This is a genomic window from Pseudomonas haemolytica (genome assembly GCF_009659625.1).
In the GTDB taxonomy this organism is placed as follows: Bacteria; Pseudomonadota; Gammaproteobacteria; order Pseudomonadales; family Pseudomonadaceae; genus Aquipseudomonas; species Aquipseudomonas haemolytica.
In genome coordinates, this window is sequence record NZ_VOIW01000007.1 from 56,422 (window position 1) to 72,585 (window position 16,164).

General features: G+C 60.1%; 19 protein-coding genes. 10 read left to right on the plus strand and 9 right to left on the minus strand.

Translation table 11 applies throughout. The features are described from left to right. Positions 1–4: 4 nt before the first annotated feature. From folX to FRT59_RS21990, 4 genes are read right to left on the minus strand one after another with little or no spacing between them, the layout of a single operon-like run. The gene (gene folX, locus FRT59_RS21975; RefSeq protein ID WP_003194073.1) at positions 5–376 is read right to left on the minus strand and encodes a dihydroneopterin triphosphate 2'-epimerase; all 372 of its coding nucleotides are present in this window, start codon (positions 374–376) and stop codon (positions 5–7) included. A 2-nt stretch (positions 377–378) separates the two neighbouring features. Beyond that, positions 379–939, minus strand: coding sequence for a GTP cyclohydrolase I FolE (gene folE / locus FRT59_RS21980; protein ID WP_153839166.1), 561 nt, complete (start codon positions 937–939; stop codon positions 379–381). Positions 940–959: 20 nt separating this feature from the next. Further along, complete coding sequence (gene folM, locus FRT59_RS21985; RefSeq protein ID WP_153872400.1) at positions 960–1,670, minus strand: dihydromonapterin reductase; 711 nt, start codon at positions 1,668–1,670, stop codon at positions 960–962. A 56-nt stretch (positions 1,671–1,726) separates the two neighbouring features. Beyond that, the gene (locus tag FRT59_RS21990; RefSeq protein WP_153839165.1) at positions 1,727–2,284 is read right to left on the minus strand and encodes a putative antibiotic biosynthesis monooxygenase; all 558 of its coding nucleotides are present in this window, start codon (positions 2,282–2,284) and stop codon (positions 1,727–1,729) included. 216 nt (positions 2,285–2,500) lie between these two features. Here FRT59_RS21990 and FRT59_RS21995 point away from each other — a divergent pair, with 216 nt between their 5' ends. Continuing rightward, on the plus strand, positions 2,501–3,457 hold the full coding sequence (locus tag FRT59_RS21995) for a MerR family transcriptional regulator (RefSeq protein WP_153872401.1): 957 nt from the start codon (positions 2,501–2,503) through the stop codon (positions 3,455–3,457). Positions 3,458–3,459: 2 nt separating this feature from the next. On the opposite strand, the gene FRT59_RS22000 is transcribed toward FRT59_RS21995, so the two are convergent. Together FRT59_RS22000 and FRT59_RS22005 are read right to left on the minus strand one after the other, a co-directional pair. Further along, a complete protein-coding gene (locus tag FRT59_RS22000) occupies positions 3,460–4,065 on the minus strand; it encodes a hypothetical protein (RefSeq protein WP_153839163.1) in 606 nt (201 codons plus the stop codon). Between the two features lie 58 nt (positions 4,066–4,123). Beyond that, the gene (locus tag FRT59_RS22005; protein ID WP_153872533.1) at positions 4,124–4,591 is read right to left on the minus strand and encodes a PAS domain-containing protein; all 468 of its coding nucleotides are present in this window, start codon (positions 4,589–4,591) and stop codon (positions 4,124–4,126) included. A gap of 129 nt (positions 4,592–4,720) precedes the next feature. On the opposite strand from FRT59_RS22005, the gene FRT59_RS22010 reads away from it, so the two are divergent. Then, a complete protein-coding gene (locus FRT59_RS22010) occupies positions 4,721–5,176 on the plus strand; it encodes a flavodoxin (RefSeq protein ID WP_034115940.1) in 456 nt (151 codons plus the stop codon). Here FRT59_RS22010 and FRT59_RS22015 read toward each other — a convergent pair. Further along, on the minus strand, positions 5,157–6,053 hold the full coding sequence (locus FRT59_RS22015; protein ID WP_034115939.1) for a LysR family transcriptional regulator: 897 nt from the start codon (positions 6,051–6,053) through the stop codon (positions 5,157–5,159). The two genes, FRT59_RS22010 and FRT59_RS22015, sit on opposite strands and share 20 nt — an antisense overlap. Before the next feature lie 99 nt (positions 6,054–6,152). Here FRT59_RS22015 and FRT59_RS22020 point away from each other — a divergent pair, with 99 nt between their 5' ends. The 5 genes from FRT59_RS22020 (at position 6,153) to FRT59_RS22040 (ending at position 10,070) form a co-directional block, all read left to right on the plus strand. After that, entirely contained in the window at positions 6,153–6,539 is a 387-nt protein-coding gene (locus FRT59_RS22020; RefSeq protein WP_153872402.1) for a CidA/LrgA family protein, read from the plus strand. After that, positions 6,529–7,215 (plus strand): LrgB family protein, encoded by a 687-nt coding sequence (locus tag FRT59_RS22025; RefSeq protein ID WP_034115937.1) that lies wholly within the window; start codon positions 6,529–6,531, stop codon positions 7,213–7,215. The genes FRT59_RS22020 and FRT59_RS22025 overlap by 11 nt, the downstream gene beginning before the upstream one ends. A 138-nt stretch (positions 7,216–7,353) precedes the next feature. Further along, complete coding sequence (locus tag FRT59_RS22030; protein WP_198809862.1) at positions 7,354–8,136, plus strand: class II aldolase/adducin family protein; 783 nt, start codon at positions 7,354–7,356, stop codon at positions 8,134–8,136. Continuing rightward, a complete protein-coding gene (locus tag FRT59_RS22035; RefSeq protein ID WP_153872403.1) occupies positions 8,136–9,038 on the plus strand; it encodes an alpha/beta fold hydrolase in 903 nt (300 codons plus the stop codon). Before FRT59_RS22030 ends, FRT59_RS22035 begins: the two co-directional genes overlap by 1 nt. A gap of 120 nt (positions 9,039–9,158) precedes the next feature. Continuing rightward, on the plus strand, positions 9,159–10,070 hold the full coding sequence (locus tag FRT59_RS22040; RefSeq protein ID WP_034115934.1) for an SDR family oxidoreductase: 912 nt from the start codon (positions 9,159–9,161) through the stop codon (positions 10,068–10,070). A gap of 332 nt (positions 10,071–10,402) precedes the next feature. Here the strand turns inward: FRT59_RS22040 and FRT59_RS22045 are convergent, their stop codons facing one another. Next, positions 10,403–11,278 (minus strand): helix-turn-helix domain-containing protein, encoded by an 876-nt coding sequence (locus tag FRT59_RS22045; protein WP_153872534.1) that lies wholly within the window; start codon positions 11,276–11,278, stop codon positions 10,403–10,405. A gap of 136 nt (positions 11,279–11,414) precedes the next feature. Between FRT59_RS22045 and FRT59_RS22050 the strand changes: the two genes are divergently transcribed. Further along, positions 11,415–12,317, plus strand: a complete 903-nt coding sequence (locus FRT59_RS22050) for a DMT family transporter (RefSeq protein ID WP_153872404.1) — start codon at positions 11,415–11,417, stop codon at positions 12,315–12,317. A 96-nt stretch (positions 12,318–12,413) separates the two neighbouring features. On the opposite strand, the gene norR is transcribed toward FRT59_RS22050, so the two are convergent. After that, positions 12,414–13,958: a nitric oxide reductase transcriptional regulator NorR gene (gene norR, locus FRT59_RS22055; protein ID WP_153872405.1), complete on the minus strand. Its 1,545-nt coding sequence runs from the start codon at positions 13,956–13,958 to the stop codon at positions 12,414–12,416. A 147-nt stretch (positions 13,959–14,105) separates the two neighbouring features. On the opposite strand from norR, the gene hmpA reads away from it, so the two are divergent. Then, positions 14,106–15,287, plus strand: a complete 1,182-nt coding sequence (gene hmpA, locus FRT59_RS22060; protein WP_034115931.1) for an NO-inducible flavohemoprotein — start codon at positions 14,106–14,108, stop codon at positions 15,285–15,287. Positions 15,288–15,452: 165 nt separating this feature from the next. Then, complete coding sequence (locus FRT59_RS22065) at positions 15,453–15,959, plus strand: disulfide bond formation protein B (RefSeq protein ID WP_153872406.1); 507 nt, start codon at positions 15,453–15,455, stop codon at positions 15,957–15,959. Positions 15,960–16,164 lie beyond the last annotated feature (205 nt).

Sequence of the window (16,164 nt, forward strand, 5' to 3'; positions counted from 1 at the left end):
GGGGTTAGCGGCTGGCGGCCAGGGTAATCGAAACCGACTCGGCAAACCGCAGCGCATGGGGCTTATCCACTTCGACCTCGGCGTACAGCACCGATTCGTTGCTCATCACCAGGTCGAGCAATTCCTGGGTAAGGCGCTCCAGCAGGGCGAAGCGGTTGCCTTCCACATGGGCGATGATCGCCTTGGTGATGGTGCGGTAGTTCAGGGCATGGTCGATATCGTTGTCGCGCACGGCTTCCTGGGCGGCATACAGGATGGTCAGGTTGATCAGCACATCCTGCTTGTTGAGGATTTCGTCCTCGTTGATGCCGATAAAGGTGCGCAGGCACAGGTCCTTGACCCGGATACGCGCCATGCCTGGTTGAAGTTGTGGCATTGTTACTTGCTCCGTCCAATCAGTTGCAGGAACTCCATGCGCGTGGTGTTCGAGTCGCGGAAGGCGCCGAGCATCACTGAGGTGTTCATGGTTGAATTCTGTTTTTCCACGCCGCGCATCATCATGCACATGTGTCTGGCTTCGATCACCACGGCTACGCCGGCAGCCTGGGTGACGTCCTGGATGGCGTCGGCGATCTGGCGCGTGAGGTTTTCCTGGATCTGCAGGCGCCGGGCGAACATGTCGACGATGCGCGCCAGTTTCGACAGGCCCAGCACCTTGCCGGTCGGAATATAGGCTACATGCGCCTTGCCGATAAAGGGCAGCAAGTGGTGCTCGCACAGCGAGTACAGCTCGATGTCCTTGAGAATCACCATTTCGTCATTATCGGAAGCGAACAGCGCGCCGTTGACGATTTCTTCCAGGTTCTGCCCGTAGCCATGACACAGGTACTGCATGGCCTTGGCGGCGCGCTTGGGCGTATCGAGCAGGCCCTCGCGCTGCGGGTCTTCGCCCAGGCCCTTGAGGATTTCGCGGTAGTGGTGGGGCAGGGATAAGGTCATACAACATCCTCACAAACGGCTTACTTGATATGCCGCCCGCCGTTGACGGTCAGGGTGGTACCGGTGACATAGGGGTTGTCCAGCAGGTAACGCACGCTCTGGTAGATCACCTCTGGCCCGGGCTCGATGCCCAATGCCGACTTGGCCAGCACCTTGGCGCGATAGGCCGCGTCATCGCCCGCATTGAACATCACCATCGCCGGGGCGATGCCGTTGACCTTGATCAGCGGCGCGAATTGCGCGGCAAACGACAACGTGAGGCTGTCGAGCCCGGCCTTGGTGGCGCAGTAGGCGATGTGTTGGCGGCTGCCCTTGCGCACCACGTCATCGCTGATATGCACGATGTCGGCAGGTGTCGAGCGTTGCAGCAAGGGTGAACAATGCAGGTTGATCAGGTACGGCGCAAGCATGTGCACGCTGAACATGTCGACAAACGCGCGGCTTTCGTCACCCGGCGTTTCCGCGACCCAGGCCGAGGCGTTGTGGATGATCGCGCGCAGGCTTTGGGTATGGCTGTGCAGTTCGGCAATGAAGGCAAGAATCCCGGCTTCGCTGGAGAAGTCGGCGAACACGCCGATGGCCCCCCGATCACGCAGGGCCTGCACGCCTGGGCGTTCGCTGCGGTAGCTGAAAATTACCGAGTGGCCCTCGTCCAACAGGCGCTCGGCGCAATGCAGGCCGACACGCTGGCCGGCACCGGTGATCAGTATCGGTGCGTTGGTTGCAATCATGGGAGGCTCAAGTCGCTGGCAGGCTGAAACTATACCAGCGACTTGGCTCCCTGTGCTCAAGCGGCGGCTTCGGTGACCTTGCGAGGCGGCGAGGGGTGCAGCCAGTTCGCCAGCAGGTGCGTCGACAGCGGAATAAAGATGTAAACCATCAAGGGTGTCAGGGCGGCGGTACTGACCAGTACACGGCTGAACAAGTCCAGCTCATTGAGCAGCGGCCCCAGGCCGAAGTTGAACAGCAATGACACCGGGAAAAACGCCAGCCAGATCGCCACTGCCTGTTTCCAGCGTGGCGGGCGTGCACCCACGGCACCAAACCAGCCATCAATGCCGCTCACACGGTGCTCGGATGGGTCGGCAAACAGCTCGCTGCCACGGCTCAGCCAGGCACTGCGCGAGGCTGAAAACTCCCAGGCATGCAGGGTTTTTTCATCGGCGAAGCGGAAGATGATCTGGAATTCATCGTCATGGGGCGGCGGCGCCAACACGCCAGAACCCAGGTAACCAGGAAAGTCGGTGGCCAATTGCTCGCCTTCGCGCAGCCAGGCCATCAGTTCTTCGTAACGACCTTTGGCCACGCGGCGCGCAACCATCAAGGTGACGGGTGAGGTAGACATCGTGTATCTCCAAGTAATCAGGTGCGCTGGGCCGGGTAAGCGGCGCACGAACGAAGCTGCGGGGGTGTTGCAGCGACGTAGAAAAAGCAGGCAAGGATTATTCCTGTTTTACCGAAATACACCAGAGACTTCGGATGGATCGCCGTAGATCTTGAATCATGCAGTCTAATCGGCGTTAAATAGGATCCAAATTTATATGGATATTTCTGACCGCTGATGCCTGAAATCATTGCTCCGCTTCGTGAAACGACACTCGACAGTCACGCTGAATCCGAGGTGCTGTTACCGATTCGTGAAGTAGCAAGGCTCACGGGTGTAAACCCGGTGACGTTACGCGCCTGGGAGCGTCGCTACGGTTTGATCCAGCCCGTTCGCACTGAAAGTGGGCATCGCCTGTATTCACGCACCGATATCGATACCGTGCATCGCATTCTCGACTGGATCGAACGCGGGGTGGCAGTGAGCAAAGTGGGCAAGATCCTGGCGCGCGATCAACTGCCCAGCGAACCGGCCACGCCATCACGCAGCGATACCGAGCTGGAATGGCGCCAATGGCAGGCGCAATTGCGGCTGGCTATCAGCGCTTTTGATGATCGGGAGCTGGACCAACTTTACGGCCAGATCTTTAGCGTCTATTCAACGACAGTGGTATTTCAAGACATTTTGATGCCGCTATGGCAACAACTGTTACGTCACCACGGTAGCTTTGGCCAGGCCAGCGAGTGGCTTTTCTTCGACAGCTTCCTGCGCTCGCGCATCGCATGCTGCCTGCAACTGGCCTGTGCCACGCCGGCGCCAAGGGTGTTATTGGTCGCCATCGCCGGAGAGTGCCGCGAGTTGGAGCTGTTGGTTGCAGGCTTATTGATGTCGAGCGACAAGCTCGCAGTAAAGGTTCTGGGTATTGGTCAACCGCTCGATGAATTGACGCTGATCTGCGAGCGGACCCGGCCGCAGGCTCTGGTCCTGTTTTCCAACCACTCCCCCGGCGCAGAACTGCCGTCACGGCTCAACCGCCTGGCATTCACGCTCAATTGCCCGTTGCTGCTGGCTGGAGATGCATCGGACCTGGCAGAACAAAGCCTGTCGGGCTCGTCGATTGGATGCCTGGGCAATGATGGACGGTTGATGCCACGCCGCTTGCAGCAGTTTCTCAGCGGCGGCCTGGATACCTGATTTCAGGCATGTACGTTGGGATGGACCAGGCGGTGCTGGTGCAGGATGAACTGGCGCAGGCGCTCGATCTCATCGGCATCACTCTGGCTCAGGCGATAGGCGAACAGGCCTCGAGCGGTTTCCCGCTCCAGCGCGCCGCGCAGCGCAATGCGTTCGTAGCCCGAAGGGCTGAACCACAAGGAAAAGGTCTTCGGCGGTTTGGCCCGACCACGCACTTCTATCAGCACACCTTTGAATGACACTTCGTGTACCCATAATGCGCTGGGATAGCCCTTGACGTTTTCCAGCGCAACCGGTGTTTCCAGGGCCAGGCGCCACGGGCGGATCATCGGCCCGTCTTCGAAAATGCTCGGCACGCCCAGGCGCAAATGCACGGCATGAAACTCATCTTCCACCAAGCGCAGGGGGAAAGTGAGTTGCTGGTTGTCGAACTGCGCCTGAATGGTGACCTGGTCGTGAGCGGCCAGCCGCGTGAGCAAATCGCGAATCTGCGCACCGCCATTAACCGTCAGGCTCGACCATGCATCCCGCAGATTGAGCTGCGGGTTGTGCTGCATGTCCTGGATAAAATCCAGTTCGTCCTGCGTCAATAGCGTGTCGCGGTGCATTGATCTGGCTCAAGGCTTAGGCATTAAAAAGCCATTATCGCTCTAAAGACCGCGCTTTTTACAGTTTGTTGATTCCACTCGTCGCCTTGAGTACAGCGAGTTCGGCTTTAAGCTCGGCTAATTGGGCTTCCAGCTGTGCGACGCGCTGCTGCGCCTTGACTTGGGTGGTGACGTCTTTTTGCACTGCGACGAAATACGTCTGCTTGTCGGCCTCGTTGTACACCGTCGAAAGCGATAGCTCGTTCCAGAAGGGTGTGCCGTCCTTGCGATAGTTGCGCAGGATCTCCTGGCACGTGCCACCGCTGTCGAGGGCTTCACGAATGGCCATCAGGGCCGGCTGGTCGCGATCGCCTGATTGCAGGAAACGGCAGTCCTGATACAGGATCTCGTCCAGGGTGTAGCCGGTCAGCCGTTCGAAGGCCGGGTTAACGTAGATCAGCGGTTTGTCCTTGCCTTCGCGTTCGGCAACGACGATCCCATCGTTGGAAGCATTGACGACCATTTGCAGCAGCTTGGCGTTAATCATTGAGCGGTCCATGGCGTTTCTTTCATGTCGCAAGTTTATGGCATGTCTTGAATATTGCGCGGTGCACACTGAAATATTGGCACAGGCTGCTAATATCCCAGGCTTTCACTCAACTACAGGATCAGATTGATGAAAGTCGCCATCCTTTCCGGCTCGGTCTACGGCACGGCTGAAGAAGTCGCTCGCCACGCTGAAAAAATTCTAAAAGAAGCCGGTTTTGACGCCTGGCATAACGCTCGCGCCAGTTTGGCGGACGTGCAGGCGTTTGCCCCTGATGCTTTCCTGGCGGTGACCTCGACCACCGGCATGGGCGAACTGCCCGACAATCTGCAAGCGCTGTACTCGAACATTCGCGACCAACTGCCTGCCGCCTGGCGCGGCCTGCCCGGGGCGGTGATCGGCCTGGGCGACGCCAGCTACGGCGATACGTTCTGCGGCGGTGGCGAGCAGATGCGCGAGTTGTTCGCTGAGTTGGGCGTACGCGAAGTGCTGCCGATGCTGCGCCTGGATGCTAGCGAAAGCGTGACCCCGGAAACCGACGCCGAGCCGTGGCTGGCCGAGTTGGTCACTGCACTGCGCGGTTGACCGGAAACTCCCGCAGTAACGCCAGCCAGGCCTGAGCGGCCTTCGACAGATAGGCGCCCTGGCGCCAGATAAAGGCTATGTCCCAGCGTAGGTAGTCCGGCGCCTTGAGCGTCAGGCGCACCACGCCCGGTCGCACCAGCCCCCGGGCGACGACGCTGGGCAACAGCACCACGCCCTGGCCGGCGGCCACCAGGGCGACGAGAAAGTCCGCCTGGCCGCTGCGCCCGATTTCCTTCGGGGTGAAGCCCACTTGCTGACAGGCTTGCAATAGCCGGTCGTTCAATACAAAGCTGCGTTGGTACATCAGGAACGGCGTGTCGGCCAATTCCTCCAGGCGTACTTGGGCATTTTCCGCCAGGGGATGGTCCATCGGTAGCAACGCATCCAGCGGTTCATCGCAGAACGCTTGCCAGGCAAAGGCCGGGTCGCTGGGCATCAGGCTGCCACCCACGTCCAGTTCGCCATTGAGAATCGCCTGCTCGATCGTGCGACTGCCGCCTTCGAGCAACTGGATCGTAACCTTTGGGTAGCGCCTGCGGTACTCGGCAAACAGCCCGGCGAACAAGGTATCGCCTGCCAGTAGCGGCAAGCCCAGGCGCAGTTCGCCACGGGCCAGGTGCTGCATATCATCCAGCTCGCTGAGCAGTTCGCCCTGCAGACGCAGCATGGCCTCGGCACGCTGCAGCACCACTGCGCCGGCAGCGGTCAGGCGTACCTGTGATCCGGTGCGCTCAAGCAGTGGGGTGCCGAGGCTCTGCTCCAGCTGCGCCACCTGTTTACTGACCGCAGATTGGCTGATGTGCAAGGTTTTACCGGCTTGGGTAAAACCACCGCGGTGAATGACCTCGACGAAGCTGCGCAGCTGTTTGAATTCCATATCCATGATTCCAGTCTGGAATGGCTTGCAGTCTAACAATTCGCTGGGGGGATGGGGTCGGCCTCTTTAAAATGAGTGCCTGCGGAGGAACCAAAGCCCATGAAACACTTCACCTTCAAACACGTGGCCCGCCTGCTGGCCGAACTGCTCGTGCTACTGGCCATCTATCAACTTGGTTGCCAATTGGCGGTAGGGTTCGCCTGGCCGATCCCCGGTGGCGTGGTGGGCCTGGGCCTGTTGCTGGCAGCGTTTGCCAGCGGGCTGGTCAAGCCGGCCGCCCTGCAATTAGGCGCCGGGGTGTTGATGGCCGAGATGCTGCTGTTCTTTATCCCGGCCTTGATGAGCCTGCTCGATTACGGCGGCCTGATGCGCAATGACGGCTGGCGCATCTTGCTGGTGATTGGCTTGAGCACGCTTTCGGTGATGCTAGTGACCGCATTCACTGTGGAAATGGTCTGCCGCTGGAGGGTGCGACATGAAGCTTGAGCTGATGCCGGTGTTCTGGCTCGTGCTGACACTGGGCGCTTACCTCTTCAGCCGCTGGGTCTATGCGCGTACTGGGCGCTATCTGTTGTCGCCATTGATCCTGGTACCGGCGCTGCTGTTGGCGGTGGCGGTACCAATGAACACTGCCTACGCCGAATACGCCGCCGATACCCACTGGCTGATGCTGGTGCTGGGGCCGGTCACCGTGGCATTTGCCGTGCCGATCTGGCAACAGCGGCGCTTGCTGGCGCGTCATTGGTCGGCATTAGTGCTGGGCATGGTGGCGGGTAGCGTGGCGTCCATAGGCACCTCGTTCGGCCTGGCCAAGGCGCTGGCGCTGGACAGTTCGGTAACCCTGTCGCTGGTGCCGCGCTCGATCACAACACCGTTTGCCATGCCGGTGTCATCCGACCTGGGAGGCGTACCGGAACTCACCGCCGTATTCGTGATGTTCACCGGGGTGTTCGGCGCCATGCTCGGCGGCGTGCTACTTAAATGGTTGCCGCTGCGTACACCCTTGGCGCGCGGCGCCTTGTTTGGCGTGGGTGCCCATGGGGCGGGCGTCAGCCGGGCGCGGGAAGTGGGCGGTGAGGAGGGGTCGGTGGCAGGCTTGGTGATGGTACTGACGGGGCTGCTCAACCTGTTCGCTGCGCCATTATTGACTGCACTTCTCTGACACGAATTTGTACTATCCTCATGGCTGACTCGCTCAGTCATCAAGCTGGCTGCGAAGGCAACTACTTCCGCCTCGGCGTCTGACTAGACTGGCTCTCACTTTCGACACTATAAGAAGTGCGCCCAGGAGGTCATTGCCGTGAGCCTAGCCCCCGCTTTATCGCCACAGAATGTCAAAGCCCAGGTCAGTGCTGCCGAATGGCAGACCCGCGTCGACCTGGCGGCCTGTTATCGCCTGGTGGCGATGCACGGTTGGGACGACCTGATCTTCACGCATATTTCCGCCAAGGTACCGGGGACTGAGGATTTCCTGATCAACCCCTATGGGCTGATGTTCCACGAGATCACCGCCTCGAGCCTGGTCAAGGTCGACCAGGCTGGCAACAAACAGATGGACAGCCCCTACGAGATCAACCCTGCGGGCTATACCATCCACAGCGCCATCCACGAAGTACGCCATGACGTGACGTGTGTGCTGCACACCCATACCGCTGCGGGTGTGGCGGTTTCTGCGCAAAAACAGGGTGTGTTGCCCATCAGCCAGCAATCGCTGTTTGTGCTGTCCAGTCTTGGCTATCACGCCTATGAAGGCGTAGCGCTGAACCACGAGGAAAAGGCCCGCCTGCAGGCCGACTTGGGCGAGAACAACTTCCTGATGCTGCATAACCACGGGCTGCTGACCTGCGCCAATAGCATCGCCGACACCTTCCTGATGATGTTCACCTTCCAGCGCGCCTGTGATATCCAGGTACTGGCACAGAACGGCGCAACCGAGTTGATTGCCATCCATCCGCACATCCTGTCCGGCGCCAAGGCAATGGTGGCTGCTGTCACAAAGAGCGCCCAAGGTATGGGGGGCGCGCTGGCCTGGCCGGCGCTGCTACGCAAACTGGACAACCAGGATCCCGGGTATAAAAACTGATGCCACTCGCCGAGATACCGCTCAGAGCCTGGCGCAAACGCGGCCAGGACTTCGTCTTCCGTGGCCATGCCCTGCGCTATTGGGTAGCCGGGCAGGGCGAGCCTTTGCTGTTGATCCATGGTTTCCCCACCGCCAGCTGGGATTGGCATTACCTGTGGCAACCCTTGGCTCAGCGCAACTTGGTGATCGCCTGCGACATGCTCGGTTTTGGTGACTCGGCCAAGCCCCTGAATCATGACTATTGCCTGCTGGAGCAAGCCGACCTGCAACAGGCGCTGCTTGAGCACCTGCGTGTGGAGCGGCCGGTGCACGTATTGGCCCATGACTACGGCGACAGCGTGGCCCAGGAATTACTGGCCCGGCATTACGAGGGCCGGTTCCAGATGGCCAGCTGCGTGTTCCTTAACGGCGGGCTGTTCCCGGAAACCCATCGCCCGACGCTGGTGCAAAAATTGTTGCTCAGCCCCGTGGGCTGGATGATCGGTCGGGCCTTCGGGCGCAGTGCCTTGGCCAGCAGTTTCAACCAGATTTTCGGCCCCCAGACGCGCGCCAGTGAAAGTGCCCTGGATGATTTCTGGAGCTTGATCAGTGGCAATGACGGCCCGCGCATCCTGCATAAGCTGATCGCTTACATTCCCCAACGGCGTCGCCTGCGTGAGCGCTGGGTGGCGGCCATGCAACGCACCGATGTGCCGTTGCGGGTGATCGACGGCGAGGTGGACCCGATTTCGGGTGCTCATATGGTCGAGCGCTATCGCCAGTTGGTGCCTCACGCGGACACCGTATTGCTGGCTAATATCGGCCATTACCCGCAGATCGAAGCGCCGGTACAGGTGCTCAAGCATTACCAGGCGTTTCGTGATCGTATCGGTCATCCGTTCCCGCGGGCGGCCTATTCCTGAGCGTCAGGGCATCATCCTGATGCCTTATCGAGCACCATTCAGCCCTGGCCGTCTTTATTGTGACCAAAGGCCCTGTGCGTGACACTCTGCCCATTCCCATAGTCGCCAGCGGAGTTCGGTATGAGTGAGTCAGTGCAGTTCCAGGATAAGGTCGTGATCGTCACCGGTGCCGGTGGTGGCTTGGGCCGGGCCCATGCGCTGCTGTTCGCCAAGCACGGCGCCAAAGTATTGGTTAATGATCTTGGCGGCTCAACCCAAGGCGAGGGCGCCAATGCCTCGGCGGCCGACCGGGTGGTAGCAGAGATTAGAGCGGCGGGCGGCCTTGCCGAAGCCAATCATGATTCGGTCACCGACGGCGACAAGATTGTACAGAACGCCCTGGACGCATTCGGCCGCATCGACGTGGTCGTCAACAACGCCGGAATCCTGCGCGACAAGACCTTCCACAAGATGGACGACAGTGACTGGGACCTGGTTTACCGGGTGCATGTCGAAGGCGCCTACAAAGTAACCCGCGCCGCCTGGCCCCATCTGCGCGAGCAGGGTTACGGCCGGGTGATCTTCACCGCGTCCACCTCGGGCATCTACGGCAATTTCGGTCAGTCCAACTACGGCATGGCCAAGTTGGGCCTGTATGGTTTGACCCGCACCCTGGCGCTGGAAGGGCGCAAGAACAACATCCTGGTCAACGCCATTGCGCCCACGGGCGGCACGCGCATGACCGAAGGGCTGATCCCGCCGCAGGTGTTCGAGCGGCTCAAGCCGGAACTGGTCAGCCCATTGGTGGTGTACCTGGGCAGCGATGCTTGCCAGGAAACATCGGGGTTGTTTGAAGTCGGGGGTGGCTGGATCGGCAAGACCCGTTGGGAGCGCAGCCTGGGCGTGGGTTTTGATCCCGAAGCCGGCTTCTCACCTGATGATGTGGCCGCGCATTGGCAGCAGATCTGCGATTTCGAAGGGGCCGCGCACCCCAAGGACAATATCGAGGCATTGAAGGAAATGATGGCCAACTTGCAGAAGTTCAGCCTCTGATCATTGCCAGAAAAACAGTGAATCCCGCGGGGCGACAATGACGCTCCGTTTTTATGCCGGCATAAAAAAGGCCGCTGCATAGGCAGCGGCCGAAGTAAGACGTTGGATCAAGGAGCAACAAATCAACGTCAGTGAACACCGGGAACAGAATGAATACAGGATCAATCTGTTGAAATTCAGCTTTTCTCCCGAAAGGGGAGCGGGCCGTTTGCCCTGAAAGCCAGGTAAGAATAGTCGGTTGTAACAAAATGAGTAATAGCAATTCAGGACAAGGACTGTTGCAGAATTGACAATAGTCGGGTGCGCGCCTTTTGCTCAGGGCAGAGTGCCCGTCAGGCGTAGAACGCCTGGCGGTATTCGCCAGGCGTGGCGCCCATGGCTTGGCGAAAGCGCTGGTTGAAATGGCTGGCGCTGGAAAAGCCGCACATCAAGGCCACTTCGCCCATCGGCAGTGCGCTGCCGCGCAGCAGGCTTTGCGCGCGTGCCAGCCGCCGTGCCAACAGGTATTGATGGGGCGGCACGCCGAAGCTTTGCCGGAACATCCGGGCAAAATGGTATTCCGACAGGGCGCACATCGCGGCCAACTGGCCGAGGCTGATGGGGTCTTCCAGGTGATGGTCGATGTACTCCACGAGCAACCGCCGCTGGTGCGCCGCCAACCCGCCTTTCAAGCGCAAGCCTTCGCGGGCGCCGACTTGGCTGAGCAAAGTATGGCTGAGCATTTCATGGGCCAGGCTGCTAGTCAGCAGGCGCTCGCCGGGCTCGTGCCAGTTGAGGCCGACCAATTGGTGAAAACGCCGGGCCTGACGGGCGTCTTCGAGGAAGGTGCTCTCGCGCAATTGCAGTTCCCGCGGCTCGCGGTCGAGCAGGGTGATACAGCCGAGGGCAAATTGTTCCGGGCTGAAATACACGTGGGCCAGGCGAATCTCGCCATTGATCACCCAGGCCGACTGATGCTCGGCTGGCAGGATGCACAGCTTGTCGGGGCCGCCCTTGGTGCCCGGTTGATCACGGCGAAAGGTGCCGGTGCCGCCGCCGATATAGCACGACAACGTGTGATGGCTGGGCGCCTGGTAATCCTGGGCGTCGTGGTGGTTGCTCCACACGGCCGCAGACAAGCCGTCACCGAGCTCGGCGCAGGCTTCCAGGCGTGCGTGGGGCGAACGGTTGAGGGATTGAAAGACTTGCAGGGATTCCAGCTCGGGCATGGTGTGTTCTCCGACGCCTTGCATCCTACTCTCCGAGGCTCGCGCTGTGAGCCCATCGCGGGACAAAAGCGCAAGAATATGCAAGAACCTTTCAAGGGTTGAAGGCAACACTGTGGCTCAATCGATGGAGCCCGCTATGAACCTTTTCCTGTATTTACTCACGGTGCTGATTTGGGGCACCACCTGGATCGCGCTCAAATGGCAGTTGGGCGTGGTAGAAATTCCGGTGTCGATTGTGTATCGCTTCGGCTTGGCTGCGCTGGTGCTGTTCTTGTTGTTGCTGCTGAGCCGCAAGTTACAGGTGATGAACCGACGCGGACATCTGATTTGCCTGGCTCAGGGCCTGTGCCTGTTCTGCGTCAACTTCATGTGTTTTCTCACCGCCAGCCAGTGGATTCCCAGCGGCTTGGTGGCGGTGGTGTTCTCCACGGCGACTTTGTGGAACGCACTGAATGCCCGTGTGTTCTTCGGCCAGCGGGTTGCACGTAACGTGTTGATGGGCGGCGCACTTGGGCTGCTGGGCCTGGGCTTTTTGTTCTGGCCGGAACTGGTTGGGCATACCGCCAGCCCGCAGACGTTGTTGGGCCTGGGCCTGGCGTTGCTGGGAACCCTGTGCTTCTCGGCGGGCAATATGCTCTCGAGCCTGCAACAAAAGGCCGGGCTCAAGCCGTTGACCACCAATGCCTGGGGCATGGCCTATGGCGCGGCGATGTTGGCGACCTATTGCGCCGTGCGCGGTATTCCGTTCGAGATGGATTGGAGTGCGCGGTATATCGGTGCGCTGTGGTACCTGGTGATCCCGGGCTCGGTGATTGGTTTTACTGCGTACCTCACCTTGGTCGGCCGCATGGGGCCGGAAAAGGCAGCATATTGCACCGTCTTGTTCCCCGTGGTGGCGTTGAATGTGTCGGCGTTCGCCGAGGGCTACCAGTGGACTGCGCCGGCGTTGGTGGGGCTGGTGCTGGTGATGTTGGGGAATGTCTTGGTGTTTCGTAGGCCCAAGCCGGTAACCCCTGTGTTCCATGCGAAACAAATCTAATGTGGAAGGGGGCTTGCTCCCGATGGCGGTGGGTCAGTCAACCTCAATGTTTGCTGGGCCGCCGCCATCGGGAGCAAGCCCCCTCCCACATTTGACCTATTTCAGGCCCAAGCGCTTGGCCATGCGCCCAAGGTTGGCGCGGTCCAGGCCCAGTTCGCGGGCAGCGCCGGCCCAGTTGTGCTGATGGCGTTCCAGGCAGGCGCTGATGACCTGGCGCTGATAGTGCTCGGTGGCCTGGCGCAGGTCGCCAGTGGCCATGGGCACCGTTTCGACCGGTACTTCGATCACCGCTGCTGTGACGTCGGGCAAGTCCAGGTCGTGGGCGCTCAGGCTCAGAATCTTCGGGCGTTCGCGACAGTTACCCAGTGCCTTCAATGCACTGCGGCCGATTAGATGTTCCAGCTCGCGCACGTTGCCCGGCCAGTTGTAGGCCAACAACGCCGCCTGGGCGTCGCCGGTCAGGCGCAGGCTGCCCAGGCCCATGCGCGAACGGTTCTGTTCGAGGAAGAAGCCTGCCAATAGCAGCACATCACGCCCGCGCTCCCGCAGAGCTGGCACTTGCAGCGGGTACACGCTCAAACGGTGGTAGAAGTCGGCACGATAGCGGCCATTGCGCACCTCTTCGGCCAAGTCGCGGTTGGTCGCGGCGATCAGGCGCACGTCCACCTGGTGCTCCTTGTCCGAGCCCAGTCTCTGCAACTGGCCGCTTTGCAGCACGCGCAGCAGCTTGGCCTGCACGGTCAACGACAACTCACCCACTTCATCCAAGAACAAAGTGCCGCCATTGGCCAATTCGAACTTGCCGCGACGCTCGTTCAGCGCGCCGGTAAAGGCACCGCGCACATGGCCGAAGAGCTCGCTTTCCACCAGGGTTTCGGGCAGTGCGGCGCAGTTGAGGCTGATCATCGGTTTGTCGGCGCGGGAGGACGCCGCGTGGATCGCCTGGGCCACCAGTTCCTTGCCGACCCCGGTTTCGCCGGTGATCAGCACGGTGAGGTCGCTGCCACCCACCAGTTTGATTTCGTCAACCAGGCGCTTGTGTGCCTTGCTCTGGCCGATCATTTCCTTGTGCTGCTGGCCGCTGGCCTGACGATAGATTTCGGCGCGTTGATGCTCATCTTCAGCCCGCAAGGCAAGGCGTTCGATGCGCTCAGCCACATTGACGGTGGCTGCGGCGAGGCTGGCAAAGGCTTGCAGGGCGTCCAGTTCCACCCGTTCAAAGCGCTCGGTGTCGAGGGCATCCAGGGTCAACAGCCCCCAGGGTTGATCGTCGATAAACAGCGGGCAGCCCATGCAGTCGTGGACTTCCAGATGGCCGTGCAAACCTGCGACCAGGCCGTCATAGGGGTCAGGCAATTGGCTGTCGCTGTCGAAGCGGGTAGGGCCGGGGCTGCTCAGCAGTATTTCAAAGCGCGGATGTTCGCTGACCTTGAAGCGTCGGCCCAAGGTGTCGGGGCTCAAACCATCCACGGCCAGCGGCACCAGCCACTCACCCTCCAGGCGCAGTAACGCGGCGGCGTCACAGGGCAGCAGGGCGCGCATGGCTTGCAGCAGGCGTCGGTAGCGCTCGCCTTCGGGCAATTCCCGGGACAGGTCGGCGACCAGCGGCAGCAAGGTAGTGAGCAGTGGTTTTGCAGTCATAATGACTCCTTGTAGTCCTTGTGACTATAAAGTGTAGGGAGTCATACTGACTACTTTATATTTAAGTCATTGAAATATAAGAATTTATAAGTTGGCACGATTGCTGAGTACTCAAAGGTAATCAGTAAAAAGACCCTGGAGTCTCCCATGCTAAGTGCCCAAGACCGTGCAATCGTCAAATCCACTGTGCCCCTGCTGGAAAGCGGCGGCGAAGCGTTGATCACCCATTTCTATCGCATGATGCTTTCTGAATATCCCGAAGTACGTCCGCTATTCAATCAGGCTCACCAGTCCAGTGGCGACCAGCCCCGCGCTTTGGCCAACGGGGTGCTGATGTACGCGCGGCATATCGACCAGTTGGATCAATTGGGCGACCTGGTGGCCAAGATCATCAATAAGCATGTGGCCTTGCAGATACTTCCCGAGCATTACCCTATCGTTGGTGCCTGCCTGCTACGGGCTATTTCCGAAGTGTTGGGCAGCGAGATTGCCACTCCAGAGGTGATCAGTGCCTGGGGCAAGGCATACGGCCAACTGGCGGATATTTTGATCGGTGCCGAAGCGGCCATCTACGAAGAAAAAGCCCAGGCACCTGGCGGCTGGCGCGGTGCGCGGCCGTTCCTGCTGGTCAAGCGCGTGGAGGAGAGCGACGAAATCATCTCCTTCTATTTCGCCCCAGTGGATAACGGCCCGATCCTTGCCGCCCAGCCTGGCCAGTACATCGGCCTGAAGCTGGAGCTCGATGGCGAAGAAGTGCGTCGCAACTATTCCTTGTCGGCCCTCACCGATACCGGCATGTACCGCATCAGCGTAAAGCGCGAAGCCGGTGGGCGGGTGTCCAACTACCTGCATGACCAGATGCACGTCGGCGCCACTGTCGACCTGTTTCCACCTTCGGGCGAGTTCATCCTGCAAGCCAGTGATAAACCGCTGGTGCTGATCAGTGGCGGGGTGGGCATTACGCCTACCCTGCCGATGCTCGAAGCGGCGCTGGCGACCAAACGCCCGGTGCACTTTATCCACTGCGCCCGCAATGGCGGGGTGCATGCGTTCCGTGACTGGGTGGACACCCTGGCGGCCCAGCATCCGCAGCTCAAGCGCTTCTATTGCTATGCGGAGGAGGACGGTATCAGCCCGGCGGCGGACAAGGTCGGGATACTGAGCCAGGAGCAACTGGCGGCCTGGTTGCCCGAGGAGCGTGACATTGATGCGTACTTCCTGGGGCCCAAGGGTTTCATGGCGGCGATCAAGCGCTATCTCAACGCGTTGGGTGTACCGCAGAAGCAGGCGCGCTATGAGTTCTTCGGCCCGGCTGCGGCCTTGGAGTAACCCTCAGTCACCACGCTGTACAAAATGTGGGAGGGGGCTTGCTCCCACATTTGTCCTGTATTTCTGCTGATTAATCCCACGTTAACCCCTCTCTGTTTAAACCACTGCCTGTGTGTAAAATTGTTGCCATCAGGCACAACCATAATCAGGTAAAGGGAAACGGGGATGATTGACGACATTCGTTTAGGCAGGGAGCGGCGCTTTCTGGTGTTGCTGGGCATCATCTGCCTGGCGCTGATTGGCGGGGCGTTGTACATGCAAGTGGTGCTGGGCGAGGCACCGTGCCCCTTGTGCATCCTGCAACGCTACGCCTTGTTGCTGATCGCACTCTTCGCCTTCATCGGCGCCGCTATGCGCAGCGAGAGGGCGGTGACTTTCTTCGAGGGGCTGGTAGTGCTCAGTGCCTTGGGTGGGGTGGCTGCCGCTGGCCATCATGTGTACACCCAGTTCTTTCCCCAGGTCAGTTGCGGCATCGATGTCTTGCAACCGATCGTCGACGACCTGCCCCTGGCCAAGGTATTCCCCCTGGGTTTCCAGGTCGACGGTTTCTGCAGTACCCCCTATCCGCCGATCCTCGGCCTGTCCCTGGCCCAATGGGCGTTGGTGGCGTTCGTGCTGACAGTGATCCTGGTGCCTTTGTGCATCTATCGTAATCGTCACCCCAAAGCCTGAGTCTCGCGCCTGCAAAACGCTCCGTTCCTTCTTGTTTGAAGGCCGGAGCGTTTTTGTTTGTAGGGATTTGTGAAAGCACCGTGACGAGGGGCAACTTTAGGTGTGCACAGCGTGCGACATGTTGTCACACGGACGCTGTCGCAGGACGTTTCTGACCCGCCAAATCGGCCCATAAATTTGCACCCCGCGCACAAATTGTGCTGTC